Here is a 23,860-nt window from a genome sequence, read left to right on the forward strand (position 1 = left end):
TACAACACCAGTGACAACACCACAGGCAATATCTGAAACGTCTAGTGAAAAAACAGGTGTTACAACAACTGCTGGAGAAACAAATAAAAAAACAACAAAGAAAAATAAAGGTAAAAAGACAACCAAGAAGTCACAGAGAGCCACATCAAAGAGTGGAAGTGAAAATGGTAGTTTAAATAAGAACAACAATGCTAAAGGCAAAAACAACAAAAATAATAACAATAATAGTGGAAATGAAAGTTCTTCAAATAGTGGTTCATTAAATACTGCTCAAACAGGAGAAGCATCAAACATTCTTTGGTTTATTGGAATCTTTGCATTAGCATTAGGTGCATACATTTTTTATGCATCAAGAAGAAAAGCTAACAAATAATTAAATACTCCTTTATAAATTTTGAGAGATGCTCTGACTAATACTTATCATGTATTAGCCAGGGCGTTTTTGTGTAATAAGAAATTCCTCTGCAAATTATTATTATAAAAAACCTTCCACTAGGGAGGCATCCTGATGCGAAAAGAAAGTAAAATGCTTATCCAACAATTTTATAATTGAAAATATGCATATTGAAAAAAAATCAGATAAATGTAAAATTAAAAGAGCAAAAGCAATTATACAGGTAAAGGAAACAATAATGCAAAAAGTTAAAGATAAAATAATCCCCATAATATTAATAGCAATAATGGCTGTTAGTGGCTATAAAATAGTAACGTACTTTTATCAGGCTCATGAACAGAAGAAAATTTTTACGTCAATTGAGAAAAAAATAGACAATAATCAGAAGGGGTTGGTAAAGGCTAAGGGAAATAATATTCAAAAGAAATATGCAAAGTTATACGAGGAAAACAGCGACTTTGTAGGATGGATAAAAATTAAAGGTACAAAAATCAATTATCCTGTTATGAAGACTACAAAACCCTATGATTTTTATTTAATGCACAATTTCAAAAAAGAGGACTCAATATATGGAACACCATTTGTAGGAGAAAAGTGTTCTGTTGATCCTATGGATTTTAATACTATAATTTATGGTCATCATATGAAAAACGGAACAATGTTCTCTGATTTGATAAAATACAAAAATGTGGATTTTTACAAGGAACACAAGTATGTGCAATTTGATACAATAAAAGACAGCGGGAAATATTTGGTGGTATACGCATTTGTTTCGGAAGTAAATGTAAAAAAATCCTTTGAGTATTACAACGTGGCATATTGGTCAGGTAAAAAGAAAATAAATAAATATATTAATGAAATTTCTAAACGAAGTCTTTATAACACTAATGAAAAAATAACTTATAAGGATAAAATAATTTCATTGTCAACTTGCGAAAATACAAACGAAAATAGCAGAATGGTAATCGTGTGTAAAAAAATAAAATAGTATGTTTACATAAATTGTGTGCAAAAAATGAAATAGTAAATTGTAATAGTTTTGCAAATGCTATATAATTGACTGTTGGAAATGAAAAAATGAAAACACTGGAAGTAAAAGATTCTCATAAATATTAAGAAGCAAAAACGTGAATTTTAAACAAGAATAAAAACGCAAGAAATTTGCTTGTACTAAAAGATAAGGATAAAAAATGCAGGAAGTAAAAAAGTGTCATTGGGTTAACGAAAAAAATAAAAAGTATGTGGAGTATCATGACAAGGAATGGGGCGTACCTATTCATGACGACCAAAAACTTTTTGAAATGCTAATATTAGAAGGGTTTCAGGCAGGCTTGTCATGGGAATGTGTGCTAAACAAAAGAGAAGCATTCATAGAAGCTTTTGATAATTTTGATCTGGATAAGATTTGCCATTATGATGATGAAAAGTTGGAAGAATTAAAAAACAACCCAGGCATAATACGAAATAGGTTAAAAATTGCAGCAGCCGTAAAAAACGCAAAAGCATTTAAAAATATTATAAATGAGTTTGGCAGTTTCAATAATTATATTTGGGGCTTTACAAACAATAAAATAGTATATGAATATGACAAAACTACATCACAATTGTCAGATACTATTTCAAAGGATCTAATAAAAAGAGGGATGAGTTTTGTTGGAAGCACTATTATTTATTCTTATTTACAGGCAATAGGCATAATAAATTCCCATGAACCAGGTTGCTTTTTGTTTCATGGAAATTAAAATGAAATCAATACTATAAATGCAAATTAATGCAGGTTAATATTAATATAAAATTATATTAATATTAATCTATATAAACAAAGCAAATGAAAAAGAAGGAATCTAAAATGAAAAAAGAAGAAAAAACAAATGTAATGAGAGTATTAGATAGCAAAAAGATTAAATACAAAAGTCATAACTATGTTGCTACAGAAGCAATAGCAGGAGATGAGGTGGCGAAAACATTAGGTCAGGATCCAAATGCTGTGTTTAAGACTTTGGTAACAGTGTCAAAATCAAAGAGTTATTATGTGTTTTTAGTTCCTGTTTCTAAAGAACTTGATTTAAAGAAAGCGGCAAAAGCTGTTGGTGAGAAAAAAATAGAAATGCTTAAATCAAAAGAACTGTTGCCTCTTACAGGATACATTCATGGAGGATGCTCACCGATTGGAATGAAGAAATTTTTTAAAACAACAATTGATGAAACTGCAAAAAATTACGATACAATTATGTTTAGCGGTGGAAAGATTGGTTATCAGGTAGAATTGTCTTTAACTGATTTGGAAAATGTTATAAAATTTCAACTGGCAGATATTACAGAATAATGGCAAACAATAGCCTATAAACAACAGCCGGCAAAAATCTTAACATTATAGAATTATAATGTTAAGATTTAGCAGAGATGCGGAATAATTTAAGGAAAATATAAAATAGAAGAGGAAATGAAATGAAGGTTTATTACTTTAATATAACACCACTTAGAAATAAAAATATATTTGCAGAAAAAGTAAAAGAAGTAAGTCCGAGAAGACTTGCAAAAATAGAACGTTTAAAGAAAACAGATGACAAGTTAAGATGTCTGGGAGCAGGATTGCTTATTAACTATATCCGTGAAAAATTTGATATAAGAGATGAAATAATGGTTGCCAAAAATGGAAAACCTCACTTTACAAGAACGAGGATGTCTTTTAATATTTCTCATTCTGGAAATTATGTTGTTATAGTGGTTTCGGATTTTAATATTGGTATAGATATTCAAAGAATGGAAAAACATAACCATCTTATTGCTGAAAAAAATTTCTGTGCCAATGAATGTGCTTATATCAATGAAAATGATAACTACGAAATTCAAAGACAGCGTTTCCATGAAATATGGACAATAAAGGAAGCGTACCTAAAAAATATTGGAATAGGATTAAGGAAACCTTTGAATTCATTTGAAATAGATTTAAGTCATGGCAATCCAAGAATTATCGACAATCCTGGTTATGCCATCTTACAAATAAAATTGGATAAACTTTATATAATGGCGATTTGCTCTGACATTAGGGACAAAGAATTTACTATGGAAGAAGTGGAAATCTAATTTGCAAGAATATAAAAAGAATAATTTAGAAATATAATCTAAAAGTAGATTAGTAAAATTTATAAAAAAGCAGCTATGATTTTATGTATTGTTTAAAAGGTCTTAGTAATCTGATTACTGATTAACTTAAAAACAGTATGTTAAAATCATAGCTATTTTTTTGAAATTTTAAAATTTGTTATAATATTTCACATTGTTATTTACTCCAACGTCCTGAAGCCCCACAAGGTAAAACAAGACCATTCGATGATACAGGAAGCCCAATTTCTTCTGCTTCAACTTTTCCACCAAACTTTGGCACAATAGCAGTGTTAATCATATAATTTAAAACTGCCGGTTGTAATCCGGTTGTGTATGAGTTGATTAGGAAGAACAATGGGTCATCGCTTAAAATATTTGTACATAATTCCACAAATGGAAAAATGCTTTCCTCAATTTTCCAAGTTTCTCCCTTTGGACCTCTACCGTAAGAAGGTGGATCCATAATGATTCCATCATATTTGTTTCCACGACGAATTTCTCTCTCTACAAATTTAACACAGTCATCCACTAACCATCTAACAGGTCTGTCAGCTAATCCTGAAGAAACTGCATTTTCTTTTGCCCATGTAACCATTCCCTTTGAAGCGTCAACATGTGTAACGTGAGCACCGGCTTCTAGAGCAGCCAAAGTAGCCCCACCTGTATAAGCAAAAAGGTTTAATACCTTAACAGGTCTACCGGCATTGCGAATTTTCTCTGAAAACCAGTCCCAGTTAGTAGCCTGTTCCGGAAATAATCCTGTATGTTTAAAACTAAAAGGTTTAAGATTAAATGTTAGGTTCTTATAATTAATTGTCCATTGCTCAGGCAAATTGAAAAAGTCCCATTTTCCACCGCCTTTGTTGCTTCTGTGATAGTGACCGTTGTGCTTGTGCCAGCCTTTGTTTTTCTTTGGAGTGTTCCAAATAACCTGAGGGTCAGGTCTGACTAAAAGATAGTCACCCCATCTCTCTAATTTTTCTCCTGTTGAAGTATCTATAACTTCATAATCTTTCCAATTATCTGCAATCCACATAAATTAATCCTCTTTATCGTTAAAATTTAAAGTTAAGTATTTAATAGGTTACTTCCTATTATAATATGATTTTTAATATCTTGTATGATTAGTTCATAATGCATCCTGAAATATAATATTTAAATAATTAATAATTTATTTTTAAATAATCAATAATGTATTGCAAAATCCATTATTTAATAACCGCTAATATATTAACATAGAAAGCATCAATAAACAATTAAAAGTAATTAAAGTTTATTAAGTGTTAAAAGTTGAAAAGGCTAAAAATATAAAAGAATTAGAAACAATAAAAGGTTGTTTCTATGAAGTGTTGTGTTATAATTATTTTAATTACAAAATATACAAAATTTGGAGGTAGCGTTATGACAAATAAATATGAGGGAACACAGACAGAGAAAAACTTAGAGGCTGCATTTGCAGGAGAATCACAGGCTAGAAATAAATACACATATTTTGCGTCAGTTGCAAAGAAGGAAGGATATGAACAGATTTCTTCATTATTCTTAAAGACAGCAGACAATGAAAAAGAACATGCAAAAATGTGGTTCAAAGAATTAAGCGGTTTGGGAGATACATCAGAAAACCTTGCAGCAGCAGCTGAAGGTGAAAATTTCGAATGGACAGACATGTATGAAGGATTTGCAAAGACAGCGGAAGAAGAAGGTTTCCCTGAACTAGCAAAGAAATTCCGTTTAGTTGCAGAAATTGAAAAACATCACGAAGAAAGATATCGTGCTTTACTTAAGAATATTGAAACAGCACAGGTATTTGAAAAGAGTGAAGTAAAAGTATGGGAATGCAGAAACTGCGGTCACATTTGCGTAGGAACAAAAGCACCGGAAGTTTGCCCTGTATGTAATCACCCACAGAGCTTCTTTGAAGTACATGCTGAGAATTACTAAATAGCAGAAATGTAAAACATAGGTCATGTATTGAAAACACCTTTGGCAATGTATATACTGGTTGTGTATATTGTCGGAGGTGTTTGTTTATGAAAAATAGTCAAGATATAGGATTGCCTAAATGTTTATTGAAGAAAAAAGAAACATTTTGCAAACTTAAAACTTTTTGAAAAAGGGTATTGCATTTAGAAAAGAGTTGTGTTATGATAACTCTTGCTGTGACATGATAGCGTTGAAACGTGAGGTTGCTACATTACATATATGTAGGTTTTCCGTGGAGCGAATGTCAAGTTAGGAAACTGGCGACAAGTCACTGTACAAATAATTGAGTCCACCATAGAGTGGAAACGTCCATGCAAAGTTGTAGAGAATACGACACGCACGGAAAGGTTGTACGGTCACCGCTTGTCGTGCTAAATAGTACGAAAAGGAGGCGGCTTTTTTTATGGCACAAGTAATGAGAATTACACTTAAGGCTTACGATCACAAATTAGTAGATCAGTCAGCTAAGAAAATTGTTGAAACTGCAAAGAAGACAGGAACAGAAGTTAGTGGTCCAGTACCTCTACCAACTAAGAAAGAAGTAGTTACTATTCTTAGAGCTGTTCATAAGTACAAAGATTCAAGAGAGCAGTTTGAACAGAGAACTCATAAGAGACTCATCGATATCATTACTCCAAACCAGAAGGCAGTAGAAGCTTTATCAAAGCTTGAAATGCCAGCAGGTGTTTATATTGATATCAAAATGAAAAACAAATAGTGAGAAATTATCCTTGAAGGTTTATATAGATAATTAATCAGACGGATTAGTTATGAACTGTTCTAGGATGATCGCGGAAAGCGATCCGCTGTAGATTAACAGGAGGTAATTAAAATGAAGAAAGCTATTTTAGCGAAAAAAGTTGGAATGACTCAGATCTTCAACGAAGCTGGCGAATTAGTACCAGTAACAGTTCTTCAGGCTGGACCTTGTGTAGTAACACAGGTTAAGACAGTTGAAAACGACGGTTACGATGCAGTACAGGTTGGTTTCGAAGATATCAGAGAAAAACTTGTTAACAAACCAGTTAAGGGAATGTTTGACAAGGCAGGCGTATCTTACAAGAGATATGTAAGAGAATTTAAACTCGAAGGTGAATACGCAGTTAAAGACGAAATCAAGGCTGAAATTTTTGAAGCTGGAGATAAGGTTGACGCAACTGCAATTGCAAAGGGAAAAGGATTCCAGGGCGCAATTAAGAGACATGGACAGTCAAGAGGACCTATGGCTCATGGTTCAAAGTATCATAGACATGCTGGTTCAAACGGTGCTTGTTCATCACCAAGTAAGGTATTTAAAGGAAAGAGAATGCCTGGTCACATGGGTGGCAAGAAGGTTACAACTCAGAACCTTGAAATCGTTAGAGTTGACGCAGAAAAGAACTTACTCTTAGTTAAAGGTGCTGTACCGGGACCTAAGAAAGCTTTAGTAACAATTAAAGAATCTGTTAAAGCCGGTAAGTAGTATTTGAAAGGAGGAACGCACAGATGGCAAAAGTATCTGTTTTAAATATGGAAGGAAGCGAAGTCGGAACAATCGAACTTAGCGATGCAGTATTTGGTGTTGAAGTTAATGAAAACTTAGTACATCAGGCTGTTGTAAGCCAGCTCGCAAACAAACGCCAGGGTACACAGAAAGCTAAAACTCGTTCAGAAGTTAGCGGTGGCGGAAGAAAACCATGGAGACAGAAAGGAACTGGTCATGCAAGACAGGGTTCAACAAGATCTCCACAGTGGACAGGCGGTGGAGTTGTATTCGCTCCAACACCAAGAGATTATTCATTTAAGATGAATAAGAAAGAAAAGAGATTAGCTCTTAAATCAGCATTAACATCAAGAGTTAATGAAGGAAAGTTAATCGTAGTTGATGAACTTAAGTTTGAAGCTCCTAAGACAAAGGAATTTGCAAAGGTTATGGCAAACTTAAAGGCTGACAAGGCATTAGTAGTATTAAACGAAAATGATGCTAACACAGTAAAATCAGCTAAGAACATCCCTACAGTGAAAACTGCTTTAACAAACACAATCAATGTATACGACATTCTTAAGTACGATACATTAGTAGTTGAAAAAGCAGCTGTAGCAACAATTGAGGAGGTGTACGCATAATGGCAGATATTAAATATTATGACGTTATACTTTCACCAGTTATTACTGAAAAAAGTATGAACGCTATGGCAGAAAAGAAATATACATTCTACGTTCACACAGAAGCTACTAAGTCACAGGTTGCAGATGCAGTTGAAAAAATGTTCGAAGGAGCAAAAGTAGAAAGCGTTAGCACAATGAACTTAAACGGCAAGAACCGTAGACGTGGTTATGTAACTGGAAAGACAGCAGCTAAGAAGAAAGCTATCGTTCAGTTAACAGAAGACAGTGCAGATATTGAAATCTTCGCTGGTTTATAGATTGCGGTAAGGAGGGACCCACAAAGTGGGAGGATACCTTATCGCTTACAGGAAATAGTTAGACGCAGAAACAAGCGTGATAATAAATGTTTAGTTTGAAAGGAGAATTAAAATGGGAATTAAGACATTTAACCCATACACACCTTCAAGAAGAGCTATGACTATGCTTGACAATGCAGAGATTACAAAGGCAGCACCAGAGAAGTCTTTAACAGTATCTCTCAAGAAAACAGCTGGTCGTAACAATCAGGGTAAAATAACAGTTAGACACCATGGTGGTGGTTCTAGAAGAAAATATAGAATTATCGACTTTAAGAGAAACAAAGTTGATATTCCAGCAACAGTTAAGAGTATTGAATATGATCCAAACAGAACAGCAAACATCGCATTAATTTGCTACGCTGATGGTGAAAAGACTTATATCCTTGCTCCTAACGGATTAAAAGTTGGCGATGTACTTATGAATGGTGAAAACGCTGAAGTTAAAGTTGGTAACTGCTTACCATTATCAGCTATCCCAGTTGGTACAGAAATCCACAACATTGAGTTATATCCAGGAAAGGGTGGACAGTTAGTTCGTGCTGCCGGAAACGTAGCTCAGTTAATGGCTAAGGAAGGAAAATATGCAACATTAAGACTTCCTTCAGGAGAAATGAGATTAGTACCTTTAGTTTGCAGAGCAACAATTGGTACTGTTGGTAATATTGAACACGGTCTTGTAAACATTGGTAAAGCAGGACGTAAGCGTAATATGGGTATCAGACCTACAGTTCGTGGTTCTGTTATGAACCCTAATGACCATCCACACGGTGGTGGTGAAGGACGTGCACCAGTTGGTCGTCCAGGTCCATGTACACCTTGGGGTAAACCAGCACTTGGCTTAAAGACTCGTAAGAAGAATAAGAAGTCAAACAAGATGATCGTTAGAAGACGTGACGGAAAGAACATGAAATAGGAGGTAGAAACTAATGGCTAGATCATTAAAAAAAGGCCCATTTGCGGATGAGAGCTTAATGAAGAAGATTGAAGCATTGAACGAAACTGATGAAAAGACAGTTGTTAAGACTTGGTCAAGACGTTCAACAATTTTCCCACAGATGGTTGGACACACAATCGCTGTCCATGATGGTAGAAAGCATGTTCCAGTATATGTTACAGAAGATATGGTTGGACATAAACTTGGTGAATTCGTTTCTACTAGAACTTACAGAGGACACGGAAAAGACGAAAAGAGAGGTTAAATAACCGTTAGAATTTGAAAGGAGGTCTCATCTATGGCAAAAGGACATAGATCCCAGATAAAGAGAGAGAGAAATGCTAATAAAGATACAAGACCATCAGCTAAGTTATCTTACGCTAGAGTGTCTGTACAGAAGGCATGCTTCGTTTTAGATGCCATCAGAGGTAAAGATGTTGAAACAGCAATCGGTATTTTAACATACAACCCAAGATATGCATCAAGCGTAATTTTGAAATTATTAAATTCAGCTATTGCAAATGCTGAAAACAACAATAACATGGATGTTAGTAAACTTTACATTGCAGAATGCTATGCAAATTCAGCACCTACAATGAAGAGAATCAAACCTAGAGCACAGGGTAGAGCTTATAGAATCTTAAAGAGAAACAGCCACATTACTATTGTGCTTGATGAGAGATAAGATAGGAGGCAAAGTATGGGACAGAAAGTTAATCCACATGGATTAAGAGTCGGAGTTATTAAAGACTGGGACTCAAGATGGTATGCAGAAGCTGATTTTGCTGACAACCTAGTTGAAGACTACAAAATCAGAACATACTTAAAGAAGAGATTATACAGTACAGGTGTTTCTAAGATTGAAATCGAAAGATCATCTGACAGAGTAAGAGTTAATGTTTACACAGCTAAGCCTGGTCTTGTAATCGGAAAAGGTGGCGCTGAAATAGAAAAAGTTAAAGCTGAAGTTCAGAAAATGACAGATAAGAAGTTGTTCATGGACGTTAAAGACGTTAAGAGACCTGATAAGGATGCACAGCTTGTTGCAGAAAACATTGCACAGCAGTTAGAAAACCGTGTATCTTTCAGAAGGGCTATGAAGTCTGCAATGTCTAGAACAATGAAGGCTGGAGCTTTAGGAATTAAGGCTTCAACATCAGGACGTCTTGGTGGTGCTGATATGGCTCGTACAGAGTTCTACAGCGAAGGAACAATTCCACTTCAGACATTACGTGCTGATATCGATTATGGTTTCGCGGAAGCTGATACAACTTACGGAAAAGTAGGTGTAAAGGTTTGGATTTACAACGGCGAAATACTTCCAACTAAAGAAGGGAGCGATAAATAATGTTAATGCCAAAAAGAGTTAAACATAGAAAACAGTTCCGTGGTTCTATGAGAGGAAAAGCAACTAGAGGAAACAAGATTTCATATGGTGAATATGGTATCGTAGCAATGGAACCTGGTTGGGTTAAGTCAAATCAGATTGAAGCTGCCAGAATTGCTATGACACGTTACGTAAAGCGTGGTGGTAAAGTTTGGATCAAGATTTTCCCAGACAAGCCAGTAACAGCTACACCAGCTGAAACTCGAATGGGTAAAGGTAAAGGTGCACTTGAATATTGGGTAGCAGTAGTTAAGCCAGGAAGAGTAATGTTCGAAATTTCAGGAGTCCCTGATGAAGTGGCTAAAGAAGCATTACGTCTTGCAACACACAAACTTCCAATTAAATGCAAGGTTGTATCTCGTGAAGATTTAGAAGGCGGTGATAACAGTGAAAATTAAGGAATATGTAGAAGATTTAAGAGCAAAATCAGCTGCAGAATTAGAAGATGAATTAGTAGCTGCTAAAAAGGAACTTTTCAATTTAAGATTCCAGAACGCAACAAACCAGTTAGATAACACAAGCAGAATTAAAGAAGTTAGAAAAAACATTGCCAGAATTCAGACTTTAATAGTTGAAAAGGCAAATGCTGCTGAATAGTTACAGGTTAATCCCTAATTAAGAAAGGAGAATTGTTGTGGAAAGAAATTTAAGAAAAACACGTACAGGAAAAGTTGTCAGCGACAAGATGGATAAGACAATCGTTGTTGCTGTAGAGGATCATGTAAAGCATCCTTTATATAACAAAATCGTTAAGAGAACTTACAAATTAAAAGCTCATGACGAAGAAAACCAGTGCGGTATCGGTGATACAGTAAAAGTTATGGAAACAAGACCACTTTCAAAGGATAAGAGATGGAGACTTGTTGAAATTATTGAAAAGGCTAAATAGGCCTTATATAGAGATAGGAGGAATACAGCATGATTCAACAGGAGAGTAGACTTAAAGTTGCTGATAATACAGGCGCTAAAGAATTACTTACAATCAGAGTAATGGGCGGATCTACTAGAAGATATGCTAACATTGGTGATGTTATCGTTGCTACTGTTAAAGATGCAACACCAGGCGGAGTTGTCAAAAAAGGTGACGTTGTAAGAGCCGTAGTAGTTCGTACTGTTAAAGGCGCTCGTCGTAAAGATGGTTCATACATCAGATTTGACGAAAATGCTGCTGTAATTATAAAAGATGATATGTCCCCAAGAGGAACTCGTATTTTTGGGCCAGTTGCTAGAGAATTAAGAGATAAGAAATTTATGAGAATAGTATCTTTAGCACCTGAAGTTTTATAGGAGGTACGCATAATGTCAGCTATGAAGATTAAAAAGGGCGATACTGTAAAGGTTATCGCAGGTAAAGATAAAGGTAAAGAAGGTAAGGTTGTTGCCGTTGATGTTAAAAAGGGTACAGTAACAGTTGAAGGTGTTAATATGCATACAAAGCATACTAAGCCAAGTGCTCAGAACCAGAACGGTGGAATCGTAACTCAGGAAGGACCTATTAATGTATCTAACGTTATGCTTGTTGTAAAAGGACAGGTTACAAGAGTTGGATTCAAAGTAGAAGATGGAAAGAAAGTACGTATTGCCAAGAAGACAGGCGACGTAATCGATTAATTGAGAGAGGAGGTCCAGAAAGTTGAGCAGACTTAAAGAAAAGTATTTAAACGAGATTAAGGATGAAATGCAGAAGAAGTTCGAGTATAAGAATGTTATGCAGATTCCAAAACTCGATAAGATTGTTATAAACATGGGTGTTGGCGAAGCAAAGGAAAACGCTAAAATCTTAGACACAGCTGTTAAAGATCTTGAAACAATTACAGGTCAGAAGGCTGTTGTAACAAGAGCTAAAAATTCAGTAGCTAACTTCAAGTTAAGAGAAGGACAGCCAATCGGATGTAAGGTTACTCTTAGAGGAGAAAGAATGTATGAATTCTTAGATAGATTAGTAAATCTAGCACTTCCTCGTGTAAGAGACTTTAGAGGTGTTAATCCAAATGCATTTGATGGAAGAGGAAACTACGCTCTTGGTATTAAAGAACAGATTATTTTCCCAGAAATCGAATACGATAAGGTTGATAAGGTTAGAGGTATGGACATTATCTTTGTTACTACAGCTAACACTGATGAAGAAGCTCGTGAATTATTGGCACAATTTAACATGCCATTTGCAAAGTAATTAGGAGGTAGACCCATGGCTAGAACTGCTATGAAAGTTAAACAGCAAAGAAAAGCTAAATTCTCAACACAGGCTTACAACCGTTGTAGAATCTGTGGTCGTCCACATGCTTATTTAAAGAAATACGGAATCTGCAGAATTTGCTTCCGTGAATTAGCATATAAAGGACAGATACCAGGCGTTAAGAAAGCAAGCTGGTAAGAGAAAATTTGAAGGAGGAAGTAAACTATGACTATGAGTGATCCAATCGCAGATATGCTTACAAGAATTCGTAATGCAAATACTGCAAAACATGATACTGTAGATGTTCCTGCATCAAAGATGAAATTAGCTATTGCTGAAATTCTTGTAAATGAAGGATATATCACAAAGTATGAAGTTTTAGAAGAAGGAAACTTCAAGACAATTAGAATCACATTAAAATATGGTGCAGACAAGAACGACAGAGTTATTACAGGAATCAAGAAGATTTCAAAACCTGGTCTTCGTGTTTATGCTGGAAAAGATGAATTACCAAGAGTTCTTGGTGGACTTGGAACAGCAATCATATCAACAAACAAAGGTGTGATTACAGATAAAGAAGCTAGAAAAGCAAACGTAGGTGGAGAAGTTCTCGCATTCGTTTGGTAATTAATTTAAACAGTGTAATATGAACAAGTGAATATGAAGAGAAATCTTCATTATTCACACTATGTTCATCACTATTTAGACGAAATATAAGGAGGTAAGGCGAAATGTCACGTATAGGAAGAATGCCTATCGCTATTCCATCAGGTGTAACTGTTGAAGTAGCAGAAAATAATAAAGTGACTGTCAAAGGACCAAAGGGAACTCTTGAAAGAGTTTTACCAGAGGCTATGGACATTAAAGTTGACGGTGAAGAAGTCGTTGTATCAAGACCAAATGATTTAAAGAAAAACAAAGCTTTACATGGTCTTACAAGAACACTTATTTACAACATGGTTGTTGGTGTAACAGAAGGTTACGAAAAGAAACTTGAAGTAAATGGTGTTGGATACAGAGCACAGAAACAGGGTAAGAAGTTAGTACTTTCACTTGGTTATTCACATCCAGTTGAAATGGAAGATCCAGAAGGAATCGAAACAGTTCTTGATGGACAGAACATAATCATTGTAAAAGGTATTGATAAAGAAAAAGTAGGCCAGTACGCTGCAGAAATCAGAAGTAAGAGAGAACCTGAACCATATAAGGGTAAGGGTATCAAGTACGATACTGAGGTTATCAGACGTAAAGTTGGTAAGACTGGTAAATAATAAAGGAGTGTAGAGAATGGTTAGTAAGAAATCTAGAAGCGAAATTCGCGTTAAGAAACATAACAGACTGCGTAATCATTTAAGTGGAACAACTGAGTGTCCACGTTTAGCAGTTTTTAGAAGTAATAATCATATGTATGCTCAGATTATTGACGATACAGTTGGAAAAACTCTTGTAGCAGCATCTACAGTAGAAGCTGACGTTAAGAAAGAGTTAGAAAAAACTAATAACGTTGATGCCGCAGCATATGTTGGTAAAGTTATTGCAGAAAGAGCAGTTGAAAAAGGTATTAAGGAAGTTGTATTTGATAGAGGCGGCTTCATTTACCAGGGAAAAGTTCAGGCATTAGCAGACGCAGCTAGAGAAGCTGGTCTGGAATTTTAGTTGAGGAGGTAACACACATGAGACGTGATATAATTGATGCAAGTCAGTTAGAGTTAGAAGAGACAGTAGTATCTATCAAACGTGTTACTAAGGTAGTAAAGGGTGGACGTAATATGCGTTTCGCAGCTTTAGTAGTAGTTGGTGATAAACATGGACACGTTGGTGCAGGTTTAGGAAAAGCAGCTGAAATTCCTGAAGCAATTCGTAAAGGTAAAGAGGATGCTATAAAGAACCTTATTACTGTTCCTATGGATGAAAACAATAGTATTCCATACGACATTATTGGAAAATTCGGAAGTGCAGAAGTACTTCTTAAGAGAGCTAAAGAAGGTACTGGAGTTATCGCCGGTGGTCCTGCACGTAGTGTTGCAGAATTAGCTGGTATCACAAACATTCGTACAAAGTCTTTAGGTTCAAAGAATAAGCAGAACGTAGTTCTTGCTACAATTGAAGGATTAGCTGCATTAAAGACTCCGGAAGAAGTAGCTACACTTCGCGGTAAAACTGTAGAAGAGATTTTAGGCTAATAAGGGAGGTAATTAGAAATGGCAGATAAATTAAGAATTACTTTAGTAAAATCAACAATTGGAGCAGTTCCAAAGAATAAAAAGACAGCTGAAGCTTTAGGACTTACAAAGCTTAACAAGACAGTTGAAATGCCTGACAACGCTGCAGTCAGAGGTATGATTCAGAGAGTTAGACATTTAGTTAAAGTTGAAGAAATTTAATTTAGATAGGAGGTGCGACAATGGATTTATCAAATTTAAAGCCTGCAGAAGGTTCAAAGCATAGTGATAATTTCAGAAGAGGCCGTGGACATGGTTCAGGAAATGGTAAGACAGCTGGTAAAGGTCATAAAGGACAGAAAGCTCGTTCAGGAAGCCCTAGACCTGGTTTCGAAGGTGGTCAGATGCCATTATATAGAAGAATTCCTAAGAGAGGATTCACTAATATCAATACAAAAGATATCGTTGGTATCAATGTTACTGCATTAGAAAGATTCGAAAATGATACAGTTGTTACAGTTGAAACATTACTTGAAGCAGGTGTAATCAAAAATGCTAGAGATGGCGTTAAGATTCTTGGGGATGGTGAATTAACTAAAAAGCTTACAGTAAAAGTAAATGCATTTAGTGAAGTAGCTAAGGCAAAAATCGAAGCGGCAGGCGGAACTTGCGAGGTGATCTAATATGTTAGAAACCTTCAAGAAAGCATTAAAAGTTAAAGAAATCAGAAAAAGATTATTATACACATTTTTTATATTAATAGTTGTGAGACTTGGTTGTCAGATCCCTATTCCATTTGTGAATGGGGACGCAATCGCTCAGGTTATGAGAAACTTTGCAAATGAGAACTTTAGTTTCTTCTCAGCTATTACAGGTGGTTCGATGGAAAAGATGTCAATTTTTGCTCTTAACATCACACCATACATCACAGCATCAATCATTATGCAGTTGTTAACAATTGCTATACCAAAACTTGATGAACTTCAAAAAGATGGTGAAGAAGGTAGAAAGAAAATCGCTGAAGTTACACGTTATTTAACAGTAGCATTAGCATTAATCGAATCTACAGCAATGATTATCGGTTTCGGAAATCAGGGAATTTTCGATACAGATGCTGTTAAATACTCAGCAATGCACGACATTAGAAAATGGGGTGTAATTGTAACAGGTATTTTAGCAATGACAGCCGGTTCTGCAGTATTAATGTGGATTGGTGAGCAGATTACTGAAAAGGGTGTAGGAAATGGTATTTCTATCGTTCTTACAATTAACATCATTTCAGGTATGCCTAGTGATATTGCTAACTTATTCAAGAACTTTGTATTTAAAGAAGGAATGTCAATCGGTGGTAGATTATTATCAGCATGCGTTATTTTGGGCGTTATAGTTGGTATCATCGTATTGGTAGTAATTCTTCAGGGCGCAATCAGAAAGATTGCAGTACAAATGTCTCAGAAGGTACAGGGAAGAAGACAGGTAGGAGGACAGCAGTCAAATATACCTCTTAAGGTTAATACTGCAGGTGTTATTCCAATTATCTTCGCTTCATCATTATTACAGTTCCCTGTAGTAATTGCATCATTCTTTGGTAAGTCACCTGAATGGTCACATTACTTAAGCCAGTCATACTGGTGTAATCCTTCAAATATTAAATATTCAATTGGTTTTGTAGTATACTTATTATTAGTAATATTCTTTGCTTACTTCTATACTTCAATAACATTCAACCCTCGTGAAGTTGCTAAAAACTTAAATGACAGAGGTGGATTTATACCTGGTATTAGAAGTGGTAAGCCAACTGTAGAATATTTAACAAATATTTTGAATTACATTATTTTAATTGGTGCTATTGGTCTTATTATTGTAGCCGTTATCCCAATTTTAGCTTCTGGTATTTTCGGAGCACAGGTTGGATTCGGTGGAACATCTATTATCATCATTGTTGGTGTTATCTTAGAAACACTTGAAACAATTAAGTCAATGGTAACAGAAAAGAATTACAGCACAATTAAAGGAATATTTTAACATAAGTTTAGGGGACGGTGTTGCACTGCCCCCTAAATGTACTATAATTTGAAATTTTTAATAGTAACTATTGCAAATCCATGTTTATTTATGCTTTAATAGAAGTTATGAGAATATTTATAACGTTTATTAATGTAGAAGGAGGCAAATATGAAAATTGTAATGCTTGGAGCACCTGGTGCCGGAAAAGGAACACAGGCAAAGATGATTGCTGAAAAATATAGTATTCCTCATATTTCAACAGGAGATATTTTTAGAGCAAACATTAAAAATGGTACAGAATTAGGAAAAAAAGCAAAGTCTTTTATTGATAAGGGACAGTTAGTTCCCGATGAATTAACATTAGACTTGATTATGGATAGATTTAAAGAAGACGATTGCAAAAACGGATATGTTTTAGACGGTTTTCCAAGAACTATTCCACAGGCAGAAGCTTTAGATGAAGCTTTGAAGGCAAATGGAGAAAAAGTTGATTTTGCAATCGATATTGATGTTCCGGACGAGAACATCGTTAGAAGAATGGGCGGAAGACGTGCATGTGTAAACTGTGGAGCTACATATCATATTGTTTACAGCCCAACAAAGGTTGAAGGAAAATGCGACGAGTGCGGAGAAGAACTTATTGTAAGAGATGATGATAAGCCTGAAACAGTATTAAGCCGTTTGGAAGTTTATCATAATCAGACTCAGCCACTTATTGATTACTATAATGAACAGGGCATCTTAAAGAGTGTTGATGGAACAATTGATATGAAAGATGTATTTAATGAAATAGTAAAGATATTAGGAGCATAAGAAAATGCCAGTAACAATTAAATCAGAAAGAGAAATTAATTTAATGAGAGAGGCAGGAAAGATTCTTGCTAAAGTTCACGAACAGCTTGCACAGGAAGTAAAGGCAGGCATGTCATCTTATGAAATAGATAAGATATGTGAAGAAATTATTAGAAGTTATGATTGTATTCCTTCATTTTTAGGTTACGAAGGATATCCGGGAAGTGTGTGCATTTCAATTAATGATGAAGTTGTACATGGTCTTCCAAACAAAGATAAAATTGTCAGAGATGGCGATATTGTAAGTTTAGATACAGGTGTTATTTGGAAAGGCTATCAGTCAGATGCCGCAAGAACAATTGCTATCGGAGAAATCAGCAAAGAAGCACAGCAGTTAATTGATGTAACAAAGCAGAGTTTCTTTGAAGGTATAAAATTTGCAAAAGAAGGAAACCATCTATATGATATATCTGCAGCAATCGGTGATTATGCAGAAAAATTTGGATACGGTGTTGTAAGAGAATTAGTAGGTCATGGAATTGGTACAGAAATGCATGAAGATCCACAGATACCAAACTTCAGACAGAAGAGACGTGGCATGAAGCTTCAGGCAGGCATGACACTTGCTATTGAACCAATGATTAACATGGGAAGACCTGATGTTGCATGGACTGATGATGACTGGACAGTTGTAACAGATGATGGTTCATTATCAGCACATTATGAAAACACAATTCTTATTACAAAGGGTGAACCGGAAATCTTATCACTCTAAAATTTAGGAGGAACAAAAATGTCAAAGGCAGACGTAATTGAAATTGAAGGAAAAGTTGTTGAAAAATTACCAAACGCAATGTTTAAGGTAGAATTAGAAAATGGACATATTGTTTTAGCTCACATTAGTGGTAAATTAAGAATGAACTATATTAAGATTTTACCGGGTGATACAGTAACAATTGAAATGTCACCATACGATCTTTCAAAAGGAAGAATCATCTGGCGTGATAAATAAGCAACGCATTTCTCAATAAAAGAGCAAACTTGTGCTCGCACAAGAGTTGCTCTTTTATTTGGAAATTAACTTAGGTAACTATTAATTAAAATAAATTAATAAAATTTCAAAAAAGTTCTTGTAATATTTTGAAAACTATGATATTATCATACTCGGACTTTTTTGTGGAAGGAGGATTTTACTGTGAAAGTTAGATCATCAGTTAAACCAATTTGCGAAAAATGCAAAGTCATTAAAAGAAAAGGAATCGTAAGAGTAATTTGCGAAAATCCAAAGCACAAACAGCGTCAGGGCTAATTTATAAGTTTTTGATATAAAGTGAATGATTTTTATTGTTCACTTGTTTGTGTGTTTGTAGTTATTATATGTATTATAACTACATTTTAGCATGCGGCTGCAGTAATTCTAGTGTTACATAGTATCTAGTGTGATAGAGAATTACTATTATAATATGAGGGTATTATTCCCGGAGATTAGTAGAAAATTTGCTGAACTACTAATACGAAGAAACTTTAAACTGTGAATTTTTGGATGCGTACACATTTCAGACGTGTTACACACGGGCTACGTTATTTAATGATTCATACAAATTAACTAATGGAGGTTATACACATGGCTCGTATTTCAGGTGTTGATTTACCAAGAGAAAAGAGAGTTGAGATTGGCTTGACTTATATTTATGGTATCGGTATTTCAAGTTCTAAAAAGATTTTAGCTGAAGCTGGTGTAAATCCTGACACAAGATGTAAGGATTTAACTGACGAAGAAGTTAAGAAGATTAGTGAAGTTATCGATGCAAGTCAGACAGTAGAAGGTGATTTAAGAAGAGAAATCGCTTTAAACATTAAGAGATTACAGGAAATTGGATGCTATAGAGGTATCCGTCATAGACGTGGACTTCCTGTTCGTGGCCAGAATACAAAAAATAATGCCAGAACAAGAAAAGGTCCTAAGAGAACTGTAGCAAACAAGAAAAAATAGTTAGAAACCCATAAGGGAGGTTAGTTTAGAAATGGCTAAGAAAGTTACAAAGAAAGTGACAAAGAAGCGTGTTAAGAAAAACGTTGAACACGGACAGGCACATATCCAGGCATCATTTAATAATACAATTGTCACATTGACAGATGCTGAAGGAAATGCTTTATCATGGGCAAGTGCTGGCGGTCTAGGATTTAGAGGTTCAAAGAAATCTACTCCTTATGCAGCTCAGATGGCAGCAGAAACTGCAACAAAAGCAGCTTTAGTTCATGGTTTAAAATCAGTAGATGTTATGGTTAAGGGTCCAGGATCAGGTAGAGAGGCAGCTATTCGTGCCCTTGCTACATGTGGTCTTGAAGTTACATCAATTAAGGACGTAACTCCAGTTCCTCATAATGGATGTCGCCCACCAAAACGTAGAAGAGTCTAATTTAGGAGGGAATAGAAATGGCAGTAAATAGAGTTCCTGTTCTTAAAAGATGTAGATCACTTGGTTTAGATCCAATTTATTTAGGAATAGACAAGAAATCAAATAGAAATTTAAACAGATCTAGTAGAAAGATGAGTGAATATGGTCTTCAGTTAAGAGAAAAGCAGAAAGCTAAATTCATTTACGGCGTACTAGAAAAGCCTTTTAGAAATTACTACAAGAAGGCACAGAGACAGCCTGGACAGACAGGTGAAAATCTTATGATTATGTTAGAAACTCGTCTTGACAACGTAGTATTCCGTATGGGATTCGCTAGAACAAGAAAAGAAGCTAGACAGATTGTAGATCATAAACATGTTTTGGTAAACGGTAAGCAGGTAAACATTCCTTCATACCTTATCAAGGCTGGTGATGTAATTGAAATCAAAGAGGACTGCAAGGGTTCACAGAGATACAAGGACATTATCGAAGTTACTGGTGGAAGAACAGTCCCAGCATGGGTTGAAGTAGACCAGGATAATCTTAAGGGTGAAATCAAAGAACTTCCTAAGAGAGAAGAAATTGATGTACCTGTAGATGAAATGCTTATTGTTGAATTATATTCTAAATAATATATATTTATTTATATTATTGTTCCCAATAAGTTTAAGCAATTCCCAAAAAAGGAGGGGCTATTAGTGTTCGATTTTGAGAAACCAAATATTTTAGTAGAAAAATCAGATGATGGAAGATACGGTAAGTTTGTAGTAGAACCACTTGAAAGAGGTTATGGTACAACACTTGGAAATGCTTTAAGAAGAATTATGCTTTCATCTTTACCTGGATCTGCTGTAAGTCAGATTAAGATTGACGGAGTTCTTCATGAATTTAGTACAATTCCAGGAGTTAAGGAAGATGTTACAGAAATAGTTTTAAACATAAAGCAGTTAGAAATTAAGAATACCAGTGCAACAGATGAACCTAAAATTGCTCATATTGATGTTACTGGCGACCAGGTAGTTACAGCTGCCGATATCCAGGTAGATTCTGATATTGAAATTTTAAACCCTGATTTGGTTATTGCAACACTTAACGGTGGTGCTGATAGCAAACTTAGTATGGAGTTAATCATTACTAAGGGAAGAGGTTATGTAAGTTCAGATAAGAATAAAAACGATAACTTACCTATTGGAGTTATTGCTGTAGATTCAATCTACACACCAGTAGAAAGAGTTAATATGGCTGTTGAAAATACTCGTGTAGGTCAGGTTACTGATTTTGATAAGCTTACATTAGATGTATATACAAATGGTACATTAGATACTGATGAAGCTGTAAGTTTAGCATCAAAAGTTCTTTGTGAACACTTAAAATTATTCATTGACCTTTCAGAAACTACAAAGGACATTGAAGTTATCGCTGAACCAGTTGATGATGAAATTGATAAAGTGTTAGAAATGAACATTGATGAATTAGAGTTATCAGTTCGTTCATACAATTGTTTGAAGAGAGCAGGTATCAATACAGTTGAGGAATTAGTAAATAAGACTTCAGATGATATGATGAAGGTTAGAAACCTTGGTCGTAAGTCATTAGAAGAAGTACTTGCTAAGTTAAAAGAACTCGGCCTTGGATTGAAACCAAGCGACGAAAACTAATAAACTAGAGTTTGTTAGCATTATGGAGGTAAGAAAATGGCAGGTTATAGAAAACTTGGAAGAACTTCAAGTCAGAGAAAAGCTTTAATTAGAGGTCAGGTTACTAGTCTTTTAAATAACGGCAAGATTGTTACTACTGAAACAAGAGCTAAGGAAATCAGAAAAGTTGCAGAAGGTCTTATTGCATTAGCAGTTAAGGAAAAAGATAACTTTGATGAAGTTGAAGTAACAGCAAAGGTTGCTCGTTTAGATAAAGATGGTAAGAGAGTCAAAGAAGTTGTTGATGGCAAGAAAGTAACAGTTTTCGATGAAGTAAAGAAAACTATTAAGAAAGATCAGCCTTCAAGACTTCATGCAAGACGTCAGATGAATAAAGTTCTTTACACAGTAACAAATAATGAAACTGGAAAGAAGAAAGATGCTAAGAAGGTAGACTTAACAAATAAGTTATTTGACGAAATTGCTCCTAAGTATGCAGATCGTAACGGTGGTTACACAAGAATCGTAAAGATTGGCCAGCGTAAAGGTGATGCAGCTATGGAAGTATTACTTGAATTAATCTAGTTGCGAAGCTTTGAGCGAAGCGATTTAATATTATAAAAAGAGAAGTATAAGTGCTGTATGCGTCTATACTTCTCTTTTTGGTTTGTAATTTAATTGAATCAAGACAATAAAACTAAAATTTATTGTCTGCAAAATTACAAAGACACACCAAAATTAAAAATACATTTACTTAGTTATAAAAGGTAGAAGGAGATTTATTTTTTTATTATAAAATTAGGAAAATAAAATAATACATTTCAATATATATAAATAAAAAGCAAATAAGGAGAGAATAATTTTCCTCTAGTATTTTGTTAGACTTGTTAGTATAATATAATAAGTTTGCACTTAAGAAAGGAAAATACATGGAAATAAATACAATAATAGTAATAAACAAAATAGCAAATTTTATGTGTAGCATTTACTCACCAACATTGGCTATATGTGGGATAATAACTATTTTTATGAGTATTTTAGTTATACATGAGAAACCTTATATGATAATAAGTTTGTTGGTAACAAGAAAGTTCCAGCCGGCTAAGAAAAATCACAAGTATGCAGTTGTAATACCGGCTAGAAATGAAGAGCCTGTAATTAAGAACCTGATTAACAGTATTAAGAAGCAGGATTATCCCAGCGAGCTGGTTACAATATTTGTTATAGCCGATAATTGTACAGACAATACTGCAAAGGTAGCAAGAGAAAATGGTGCAATTTGCTATGAACATTTTAATCCTGATGAGAGAACAAAAGGTTTTGCGTTAAAATATGGATTTGAGCAGATTGAAAAGGATTATGGCATACAATCTTTTGAAGGATATTTTATTTTTGACTCAGATAACCTTCTGAAAAAAGATTATATTTCCAGAATGAATGATTCTTTCGATGCAGGAGAAAAAATCATTACTTCGTATAGAAGTACAAAAAACTGGACAGAAAGCTGGATAGCTTCAACTTATGCAATTCATTGGTTACGTTCAATCAGATGGAGACATAGGGCACGTTCATTTTTACATTTGGCAACAAATATTCAGGGAACAGGATTTTTGTTTTCAAATGAAATAGTTAAAGATGGTTGGAAATATACATCTTTAACTGAAGATAGATCTTTAACTGCAGATTGTGTAGTTGAGGGCTATGAAATATCATATAATAACGACGCCATTTTCTATGATGAACAGCCAATAAGCTTGAAAGTGGCACTTCGTCAGCGTTTAAGATGGTCCAAGGGGCATCTACAGGCGTTTGCAGAAAGTGGCTGGGGATTGTTTAAAAACATCTTTGTTGATAAGCATACAGAGCATAAAGAAGATGATGCCTGGTATGACTATTTATGGAGAACAATAAGACATAGATTTATGTCCTTTGATACATTTGCACAGTTAGTGCCAAAAAACATTGTATACATAGCAAAATGGATATTGACCAAACTTATTCTTTATCCATTTATTGTATGGAAAATAGGAGCAACTTTCTGGGTTTTCAATGGAGACAGTTATATAGCAACTTTGTGTAAACACATTTTTGGAAATATAAGCATTACATTGGCTCCAGGTTGGAAATCCTATGGACTAAGCCTGTTACTTGTTATATGGGCAAGAATTTTCTATAGAATATGCAAATATTTCATTAATATTTGGATTGCAGTGTACATTTTTATAATAGAATACAAGAGGATACCAAAATTCAGTATATGGCGTAAAATTCTTTATTGTTTCACATGGCCTACATTTGATATTATCCAACGATATACTCAGTATGTAGCCTTGTTTAAGAAAGTTGAATGGAAGCCGATACCTCATAACAGTAAAGTTACAATTGAGGATATTGAAGAAGGTGCATAAAAAAATAGTTGCGACAGGCACGTACT

General features: G+C 34.7%; 39 protein-coding genes. 38 read left to right on the forward strand and 1 reads right to left on the reverse strand.

Annotated features, from left to right (window positions below; all coding sequences use genetic code 11):
• The 5 genes from DWZ69_RS10805 to DWZ69_RS10825 all read left to right on the forward strand — a co-directional run.
• Positions 1 to 373, forward strand: a 373-nt coding sequence (locus DWZ69_RS10805) for an LPXTG cell wall anchor domain-containing protein (RefSeq protein ID WP_199640875.1), incomplete at its 5' end; no start/stop codon positions are given.
• Positions 374 to 632: 259 nt separating this feature from the next.
• A complete protein-coding gene (srtB, locus tag DWZ69_RS10810; protein WP_158561123.1) occupies positions 633 to 1,382 on the forward strand; it encodes a class B sortase in 750 nt (249 codons plus the stop codon).
• 202 nt (positions 1,383 to 1,584) lie between these two features.
• Positions 1,585 to 2,136 (forward strand): DNA-3-methyladenine glycosylase I, encoded by a 552-nt coding sequence (locus DWZ69_RS10815; protein ID WP_118000523.1) that lies wholly within the window; start codon positions 1,585 to 1,587, stop codon positions 2,134 to 2,136.
• Positions 2,137 to 2,243: 107 nt separating this feature from the next.
• Positions 2,244 to 2,720: a Cys-tRNA(Pro) deacylase gene (gene ybaK, locus DWZ69_RS10820; RefSeq protein WP_118000525.1), complete on the forward strand. Its 477-nt coding sequence runs from the start codon at positions 2,244 to 2,246 to the stop codon at positions 2,718 to 2,720.
• 122 nt (positions 2,721 to 2,842) lie between these two features.
• Entirely contained in the window at positions 2,843 to 3,481 is a 639-nt protein-coding gene (locus tag DWZ69_RS10825) for a 4'-phosphopantetheinyl transferase superfamily protein (RefSeq protein WP_118000527.1), read from the forward strand.
• 196 nt (positions 3,482 to 3,677) lie between these two features.
• Here DWZ69_RS10825 and DWZ69_RS10830 read toward each other — a convergent pair whose 3' ends face one another.
• Positions 3,678 to 4,538 carry a class I SAM-dependent methyltransferase gene (locus DWZ69_RS10830; RefSeq protein ID WP_118000529.1) on the reverse strand — a complete coding sequence of 287 codons (861 nt, stop codon included), beginning with the start codon at positions 4,536 to 4,538 and terminating at the stop codon, positions 3,678 to 3,680.
• A 365-nt stretch (positions 4,539 to 4,903) separates the two neighbouring features.
• Between DWZ69_RS10830 and rbr the strand changes: the two genes are divergently transcribed.
• The 33 genes from rbr to DWZ69_RS10995 all read left to right on the forward strand — a co-directional run bounded on the left by rbr (position 4,904) and on the right by DWZ69_RS10995 (position 23,834).
• Positions 4,904 to 5,443, forward strand: coding sequence for a rubrerythrin (rbr, locus tag DWZ69_RS10835; protein WP_118000531.1), 540 nt, complete (start codon positions 4,904 to 4,906; stop codon positions 5,441 to 5,443).
• A 445-nt stretch (positions 5,444 to 5,888) separates the two neighbouring features.
• Positions 5,889 to 6,203 carry a 30S ribosomal protein S10 gene (rpsJ, locus tag DWZ69_RS10840; RefSeq protein WP_022165565.1) on the forward strand — a complete coding sequence of 105 codons (315 nt, stop codon included), beginning with the start codon at positions 5,889 to 5,891 and terminating at the stop codon, positions 6,201 to 6,203.
• 114 nt (positions 6,204 to 6,317) lie between these two features.
• On the forward strand, positions 6,318 to 6,947 hold the full coding sequence (gene rplC / locus DWZ69_RS10845) for a 50S ribosomal protein L3 (RefSeq protein WP_022165564.1): 630 nt from the start codon (positions 6,318 to 6,320) through the stop codon (positions 6,945 to 6,947).
• A gap of 23 nt (positions 6,948 to 6,970) precedes the next feature.
• Positions 6,971 to 7,591 carry a 50S ribosomal protein L4 gene (gene rplD / locus DWZ69_RS10850; protein ID WP_118000533.1) on the forward strand — a complete coding sequence of 207 codons (621 nt, stop codon included), beginning with the start codon at positions 6,971 to 6,973 and terminating at the stop codon, positions 7,589 to 7,591.
• Positions 7,591 to 7,890, forward strand: coding sequence for a 50S ribosomal protein L23 (rplW, locus tag DWZ69_RS10855; RefSeq protein ID WP_118000535.1), 300 nt, complete (start codon positions 7,591 to 7,593; stop codon positions 7,888 to 7,890). Before rplD ends, rplW begins: the two co-directional genes overlap by 1 nt.
• Before the next feature lie 112 nt (positions 7,891 to 8,002).
• A complete protein-coding gene (gene rplB, locus DWZ69_RS10860; protein WP_118000537.1) occupies positions 8,003 to 8,845 on the forward strand; it encodes a 50S ribosomal protein L2 in 843 nt (280 codons plus the stop codon).
• A gap of 13 nt (positions 8,846 to 8,858) precedes the next feature.
• Entirely contained in the window at positions 8,859 to 9,131 is a 273-nt protein-coding gene (rpsS, locus tag DWZ69_RS10865) for a 30S ribosomal protein S19 (RefSeq protein ID WP_022165560.1), read from the forward strand.
• 33 nt (positions 9,132 to 9,164) lie between these two features.
• On the forward strand, positions 9,165 to 9,551 hold the full coding sequence (gene rplV, locus DWZ69_RS10870) for a 50S ribosomal protein L22 (RefSeq protein ID WP_022165559.1): 387 nt from the start codon (positions 9,165 to 9,167) through the stop codon (positions 9,549 to 9,551).
• Positions 9,552 to 9,566: 15 nt separating this feature from the next.
• The gene (rpsC, locus tag DWZ69_RS10875) at positions 9,567 to 10,214 is read left to right on the forward strand and encodes a 30S ribosomal protein S3 (RefSeq protein WP_022165558.1); all 648 of its coding nucleotides are present in this window, start codon (positions 9,567 to 9,569) and stop codon (positions 10,212 to 10,214) included.
• The gene (rplP, locus tag DWZ69_RS10880) at positions 10,214 to 10,651 is read left to right on the forward strand and encodes a 50S ribosomal protein L16 (RefSeq protein WP_022165557.1); all 438 of its coding nucleotides are present in this window, start codon (positions 10,214 to 10,216) and stop codon (positions 10,649 to 10,651) included. The genes rpsC and rplP overlap by 1 nt, the downstream gene beginning before the upstream one ends.
• On the forward strand, positions 10,641 to 10,850 hold the full coding sequence (rpmC, locus tag DWZ69_RS10885; RefSeq protein WP_022165556.1) for a 50S ribosomal protein L29: 210 nt from the start codon (positions 10,641 to 10,643) through the stop codon (positions 10,848 to 10,850). The genes rplP and rpmC overlap by 11 nt, the downstream gene beginning before the upstream one ends.
• A 31-nt stretch (positions 10,851 to 10,881) precedes the next feature.
• Entirely contained in the window at positions 10,882 to 11,142 is a 261-nt protein-coding gene (gene rpsQ / locus DWZ69_RS10890) for a 30S ribosomal protein S17 (RefSeq protein WP_347475138.1), read from the forward strand.
• 29 nt (positions 11,143 to 11,171) lie between these two features.
• Positions 11,172 to 11,540 (forward strand): 50S ribosomal protein L14, encoded by a 369-nt coding sequence (gene rplN, locus DWZ69_RS10895; RefSeq protein ID WP_022165555.1) that lies wholly within the window; start codon positions 11,172 to 11,174, stop codon positions 11,538 to 11,540.
• A gap of 12 nt (positions 11,541 to 11,552) precedes the next feature.
• On the forward strand, positions 11,553 to 11,864 hold the full coding sequence (gene rplX / locus DWZ69_RS10900) for a 50S ribosomal protein L24 (RefSeq protein ID WP_022165554.1): 312 nt from the start codon (positions 11,553 to 11,555) through the stop codon (positions 11,862 to 11,864).
• Positions 11,865 to 11,886: 22 nt separating this feature from the next.
• Positions 11,887 to 12,426 (forward strand): 50S ribosomal protein L5, encoded by a 540-nt coding sequence (rplE, locus tag DWZ69_RS10905; protein ID WP_118000539.1) that lies wholly within the window; start codon positions 11,887 to 11,889, stop codon positions 12,424 to 12,426.
• A gap of 15 nt (positions 12,427 to 12,441) precedes the next feature.
• The gene (locus tag DWZ69_RS10910; RefSeq protein WP_021952764.1) at positions 12,442 to 12,627 is read left to right on the forward strand and encodes a type Z 30S ribosomal protein S14; all 186 of its coding nucleotides are present in this window, start codon (positions 12,442 to 12,444) and stop codon (positions 12,625 to 12,627) included.
• Positions 12,628 to 12,654: 27 nt separating this feature from the next.
• Positions 12,655 to 13,056 (forward strand): 30S ribosomal protein S8, encoded by a 402-nt coding sequence (gene rpsH, locus DWZ69_RS10915; RefSeq protein ID WP_022165552.1) that lies wholly within the window; start codon positions 12,655 to 12,657, stop codon positions 13,054 to 13,056.
• 104 nt (positions 13,057 to 13,160) lie between these two features.
• Positions 13,161 to 13,700: a 50S ribosomal protein L6 gene (gene rplF, locus DWZ69_RS10920; protein ID WP_118000541.1), complete on the forward strand. Its 540-nt coding sequence runs from the start codon at positions 13,161 to 13,163 to the stop codon at positions 13,698 to 13,700.
• Positions 13,701 to 13,716: 16 nt separating this feature from the next.
• Positions 13,717 to 14,085 (forward strand): 50S ribosomal protein L18, encoded by a 369-nt coding sequence (gene rplR, locus DWZ69_RS10925; RefSeq protein WP_118000543.1) that lies wholly within the window; start codon positions 13,717 to 13,719, stop codon positions 14,083 to 14,085.
• Between the two features lie 17 nt (positions 14,086 to 14,102).
• On the forward strand, positions 14,103 to 14,612 hold the full coding sequence (rpsE, locus tag DWZ69_RS10930) for a 30S ribosomal protein S5 (protein WP_118000545.1): 510 nt from the start codon (positions 14,103 to 14,105) through the stop codon (positions 14,610 to 14,612).
• Between the two features lie 18 nt (positions 14,613 to 14,630).
• On the forward strand, positions 14,631 to 14,813 hold the full coding sequence (gene rpmD / locus DWZ69_RS10935; protein ID WP_022165089.1) for a 50S ribosomal protein L30: 183 nt from the start codon (positions 14,631 to 14,633) through the stop codon (positions 14,811 to 14,813).
• 20 nt (positions 14,814 to 14,833) lie between these two features.
• A complete protein-coding gene (rplO, locus tag DWZ69_RS10940) occupies positions 14,834 to 15,274 on the forward strand; it encodes a 50S ribosomal protein L15 (RefSeq protein ID WP_022165090.1) in 441 nt (146 codons plus the stop codon).
• A 1-nt stretch (position 15,275) separates the two neighbouring features.
• Positions 15,276 to 16,616: a preprotein translocase subunit SecY gene (secY, locus tag DWZ69_RS10945; protein ID WP_118437048.1), complete on the forward strand. Its 1,341-nt coding sequence runs from the start codon at positions 15,276 to 15,278 to the stop codon at positions 16,614 to 16,616.
• A 150-nt stretch (positions 16,617 to 16,766) separates the two neighbouring features.
• Entirely contained in the window at positions 16,767 to 17,411 is a 645-nt protein-coding gene (locus tag DWZ69_RS10950; protein WP_118000549.1) for an adenylate kinase, read from the forward strand.
• A 4-nt stretch (positions 17,412 to 17,415) separates the two neighbouring features.
• Entirely contained in the window at positions 17,416 to 18,165 is a 750-nt protein-coding gene (map, locus tag DWZ69_RS10955) for a type I methionyl aminopeptidase (protein ID WP_022165094.1), read from the forward strand.
• An 18-nt stretch (positions 18,166 to 18,183) separates the two neighbouring features.
• On the forward strand, positions 18,184 to 18,402 hold the full coding sequence (gene infA / locus DWZ69_RS10960; protein WP_022165095.1) for a translation initiation factor IF-1: 219 nt from the start codon (positions 18,184 to 18,186) through the stop codon (positions 18,400 to 18,402).
• Positions 18,403 to 18,585: 183 nt separating this feature from the next.
• On the forward strand, positions 18,586 to 18,699 hold the full coding sequence (gene rpmJ / locus DWZ69_RS10965) for a 50S ribosomal protein L36 (protein ID WP_040446913.1): 114 nt from the start codon (positions 18,586 to 18,588) through the stop codon (positions 18,697 to 18,699).
• 315 nt (positions 18,700 to 19,014) lie between these two features.
• Positions 19,015 to 19,383: a 30S ribosomal protein S13 gene (rpsM, locus tag DWZ69_RS10970; protein WP_118000551.1), complete on the forward strand. Its 369-nt coding sequence runs from the start codon at positions 19,015 to 19,017 to the stop codon at positions 19,381 to 19,383.
• Positions 19,384 to 19,414: 31 nt separating this feature from the next.
• Positions 19,415 to 19,810 carry a 30S ribosomal protein S11 gene (gene rpsK / locus DWZ69_RS10975; RefSeq protein ID WP_118000553.1) on the forward strand — a complete coding sequence of 132 codons (396 nt, stop codon included), beginning with the start codon at positions 19,415 to 19,417 and terminating at the stop codon, positions 19,808 to 19,810.
• Positions 19,811 to 19,827: 17 nt separating this feature from the next.
• On the forward strand, positions 19,828 to 20,421 hold the full coding sequence (gene rpsD, locus DWZ69_RS10980) for a 30S ribosomal protein S4 (RefSeq protein ID WP_118000555.1): 594 nt from the start codon (positions 19,828 to 19,830) through the stop codon (positions 20,419 to 20,421).
• Between the two features lie 66 nt (positions 20,422 to 20,487).
• On the forward strand, positions 20,488 to 21,447 hold the full coding sequence (locus DWZ69_RS10985; protein ID WP_022164908.1) for a DNA-directed RNA polymerase subunit alpha: 960 nt from the start codon (positions 20,488 to 20,490) through the stop codon (positions 21,445 to 21,447).
• 36 nt (positions 21,448 to 21,483) lie between these two features.
• Positions 21,484 to 22,011 carry a L17 family ribosomal protein gene (locus DWZ69_RS10990; protein WP_022164907.1) on the forward strand — a complete coding sequence of 176 codons (528 nt, stop codon included), beginning with the start codon at positions 21,484 to 21,486 and terminating at the stop codon, positions 22,009 to 22,011.
• 344 nt (positions 22,012 to 22,355) lie between these two features.
• A complete protein-coding gene (locus tag DWZ69_RS10995) occupies positions 22,356 to 23,834 on the forward strand; it encodes a glycosyltransferase family 2 protein (protein WP_118000557.1) in 1,479 nt (492 codons plus the stop codon).
• The last annotated feature ends 26 nt before the right edge of the window (positions 23,835 to 23,860 follow it).

Origin of the sequence: Eubacterium sp. AF34-35BH, assembly GCF_003477765.1 — a bacterium.
Lineage (GTDB): Bacteria > Bacillota > Clostridia > Lachnospirales > Lachnospiraceae > Eubacterium_G.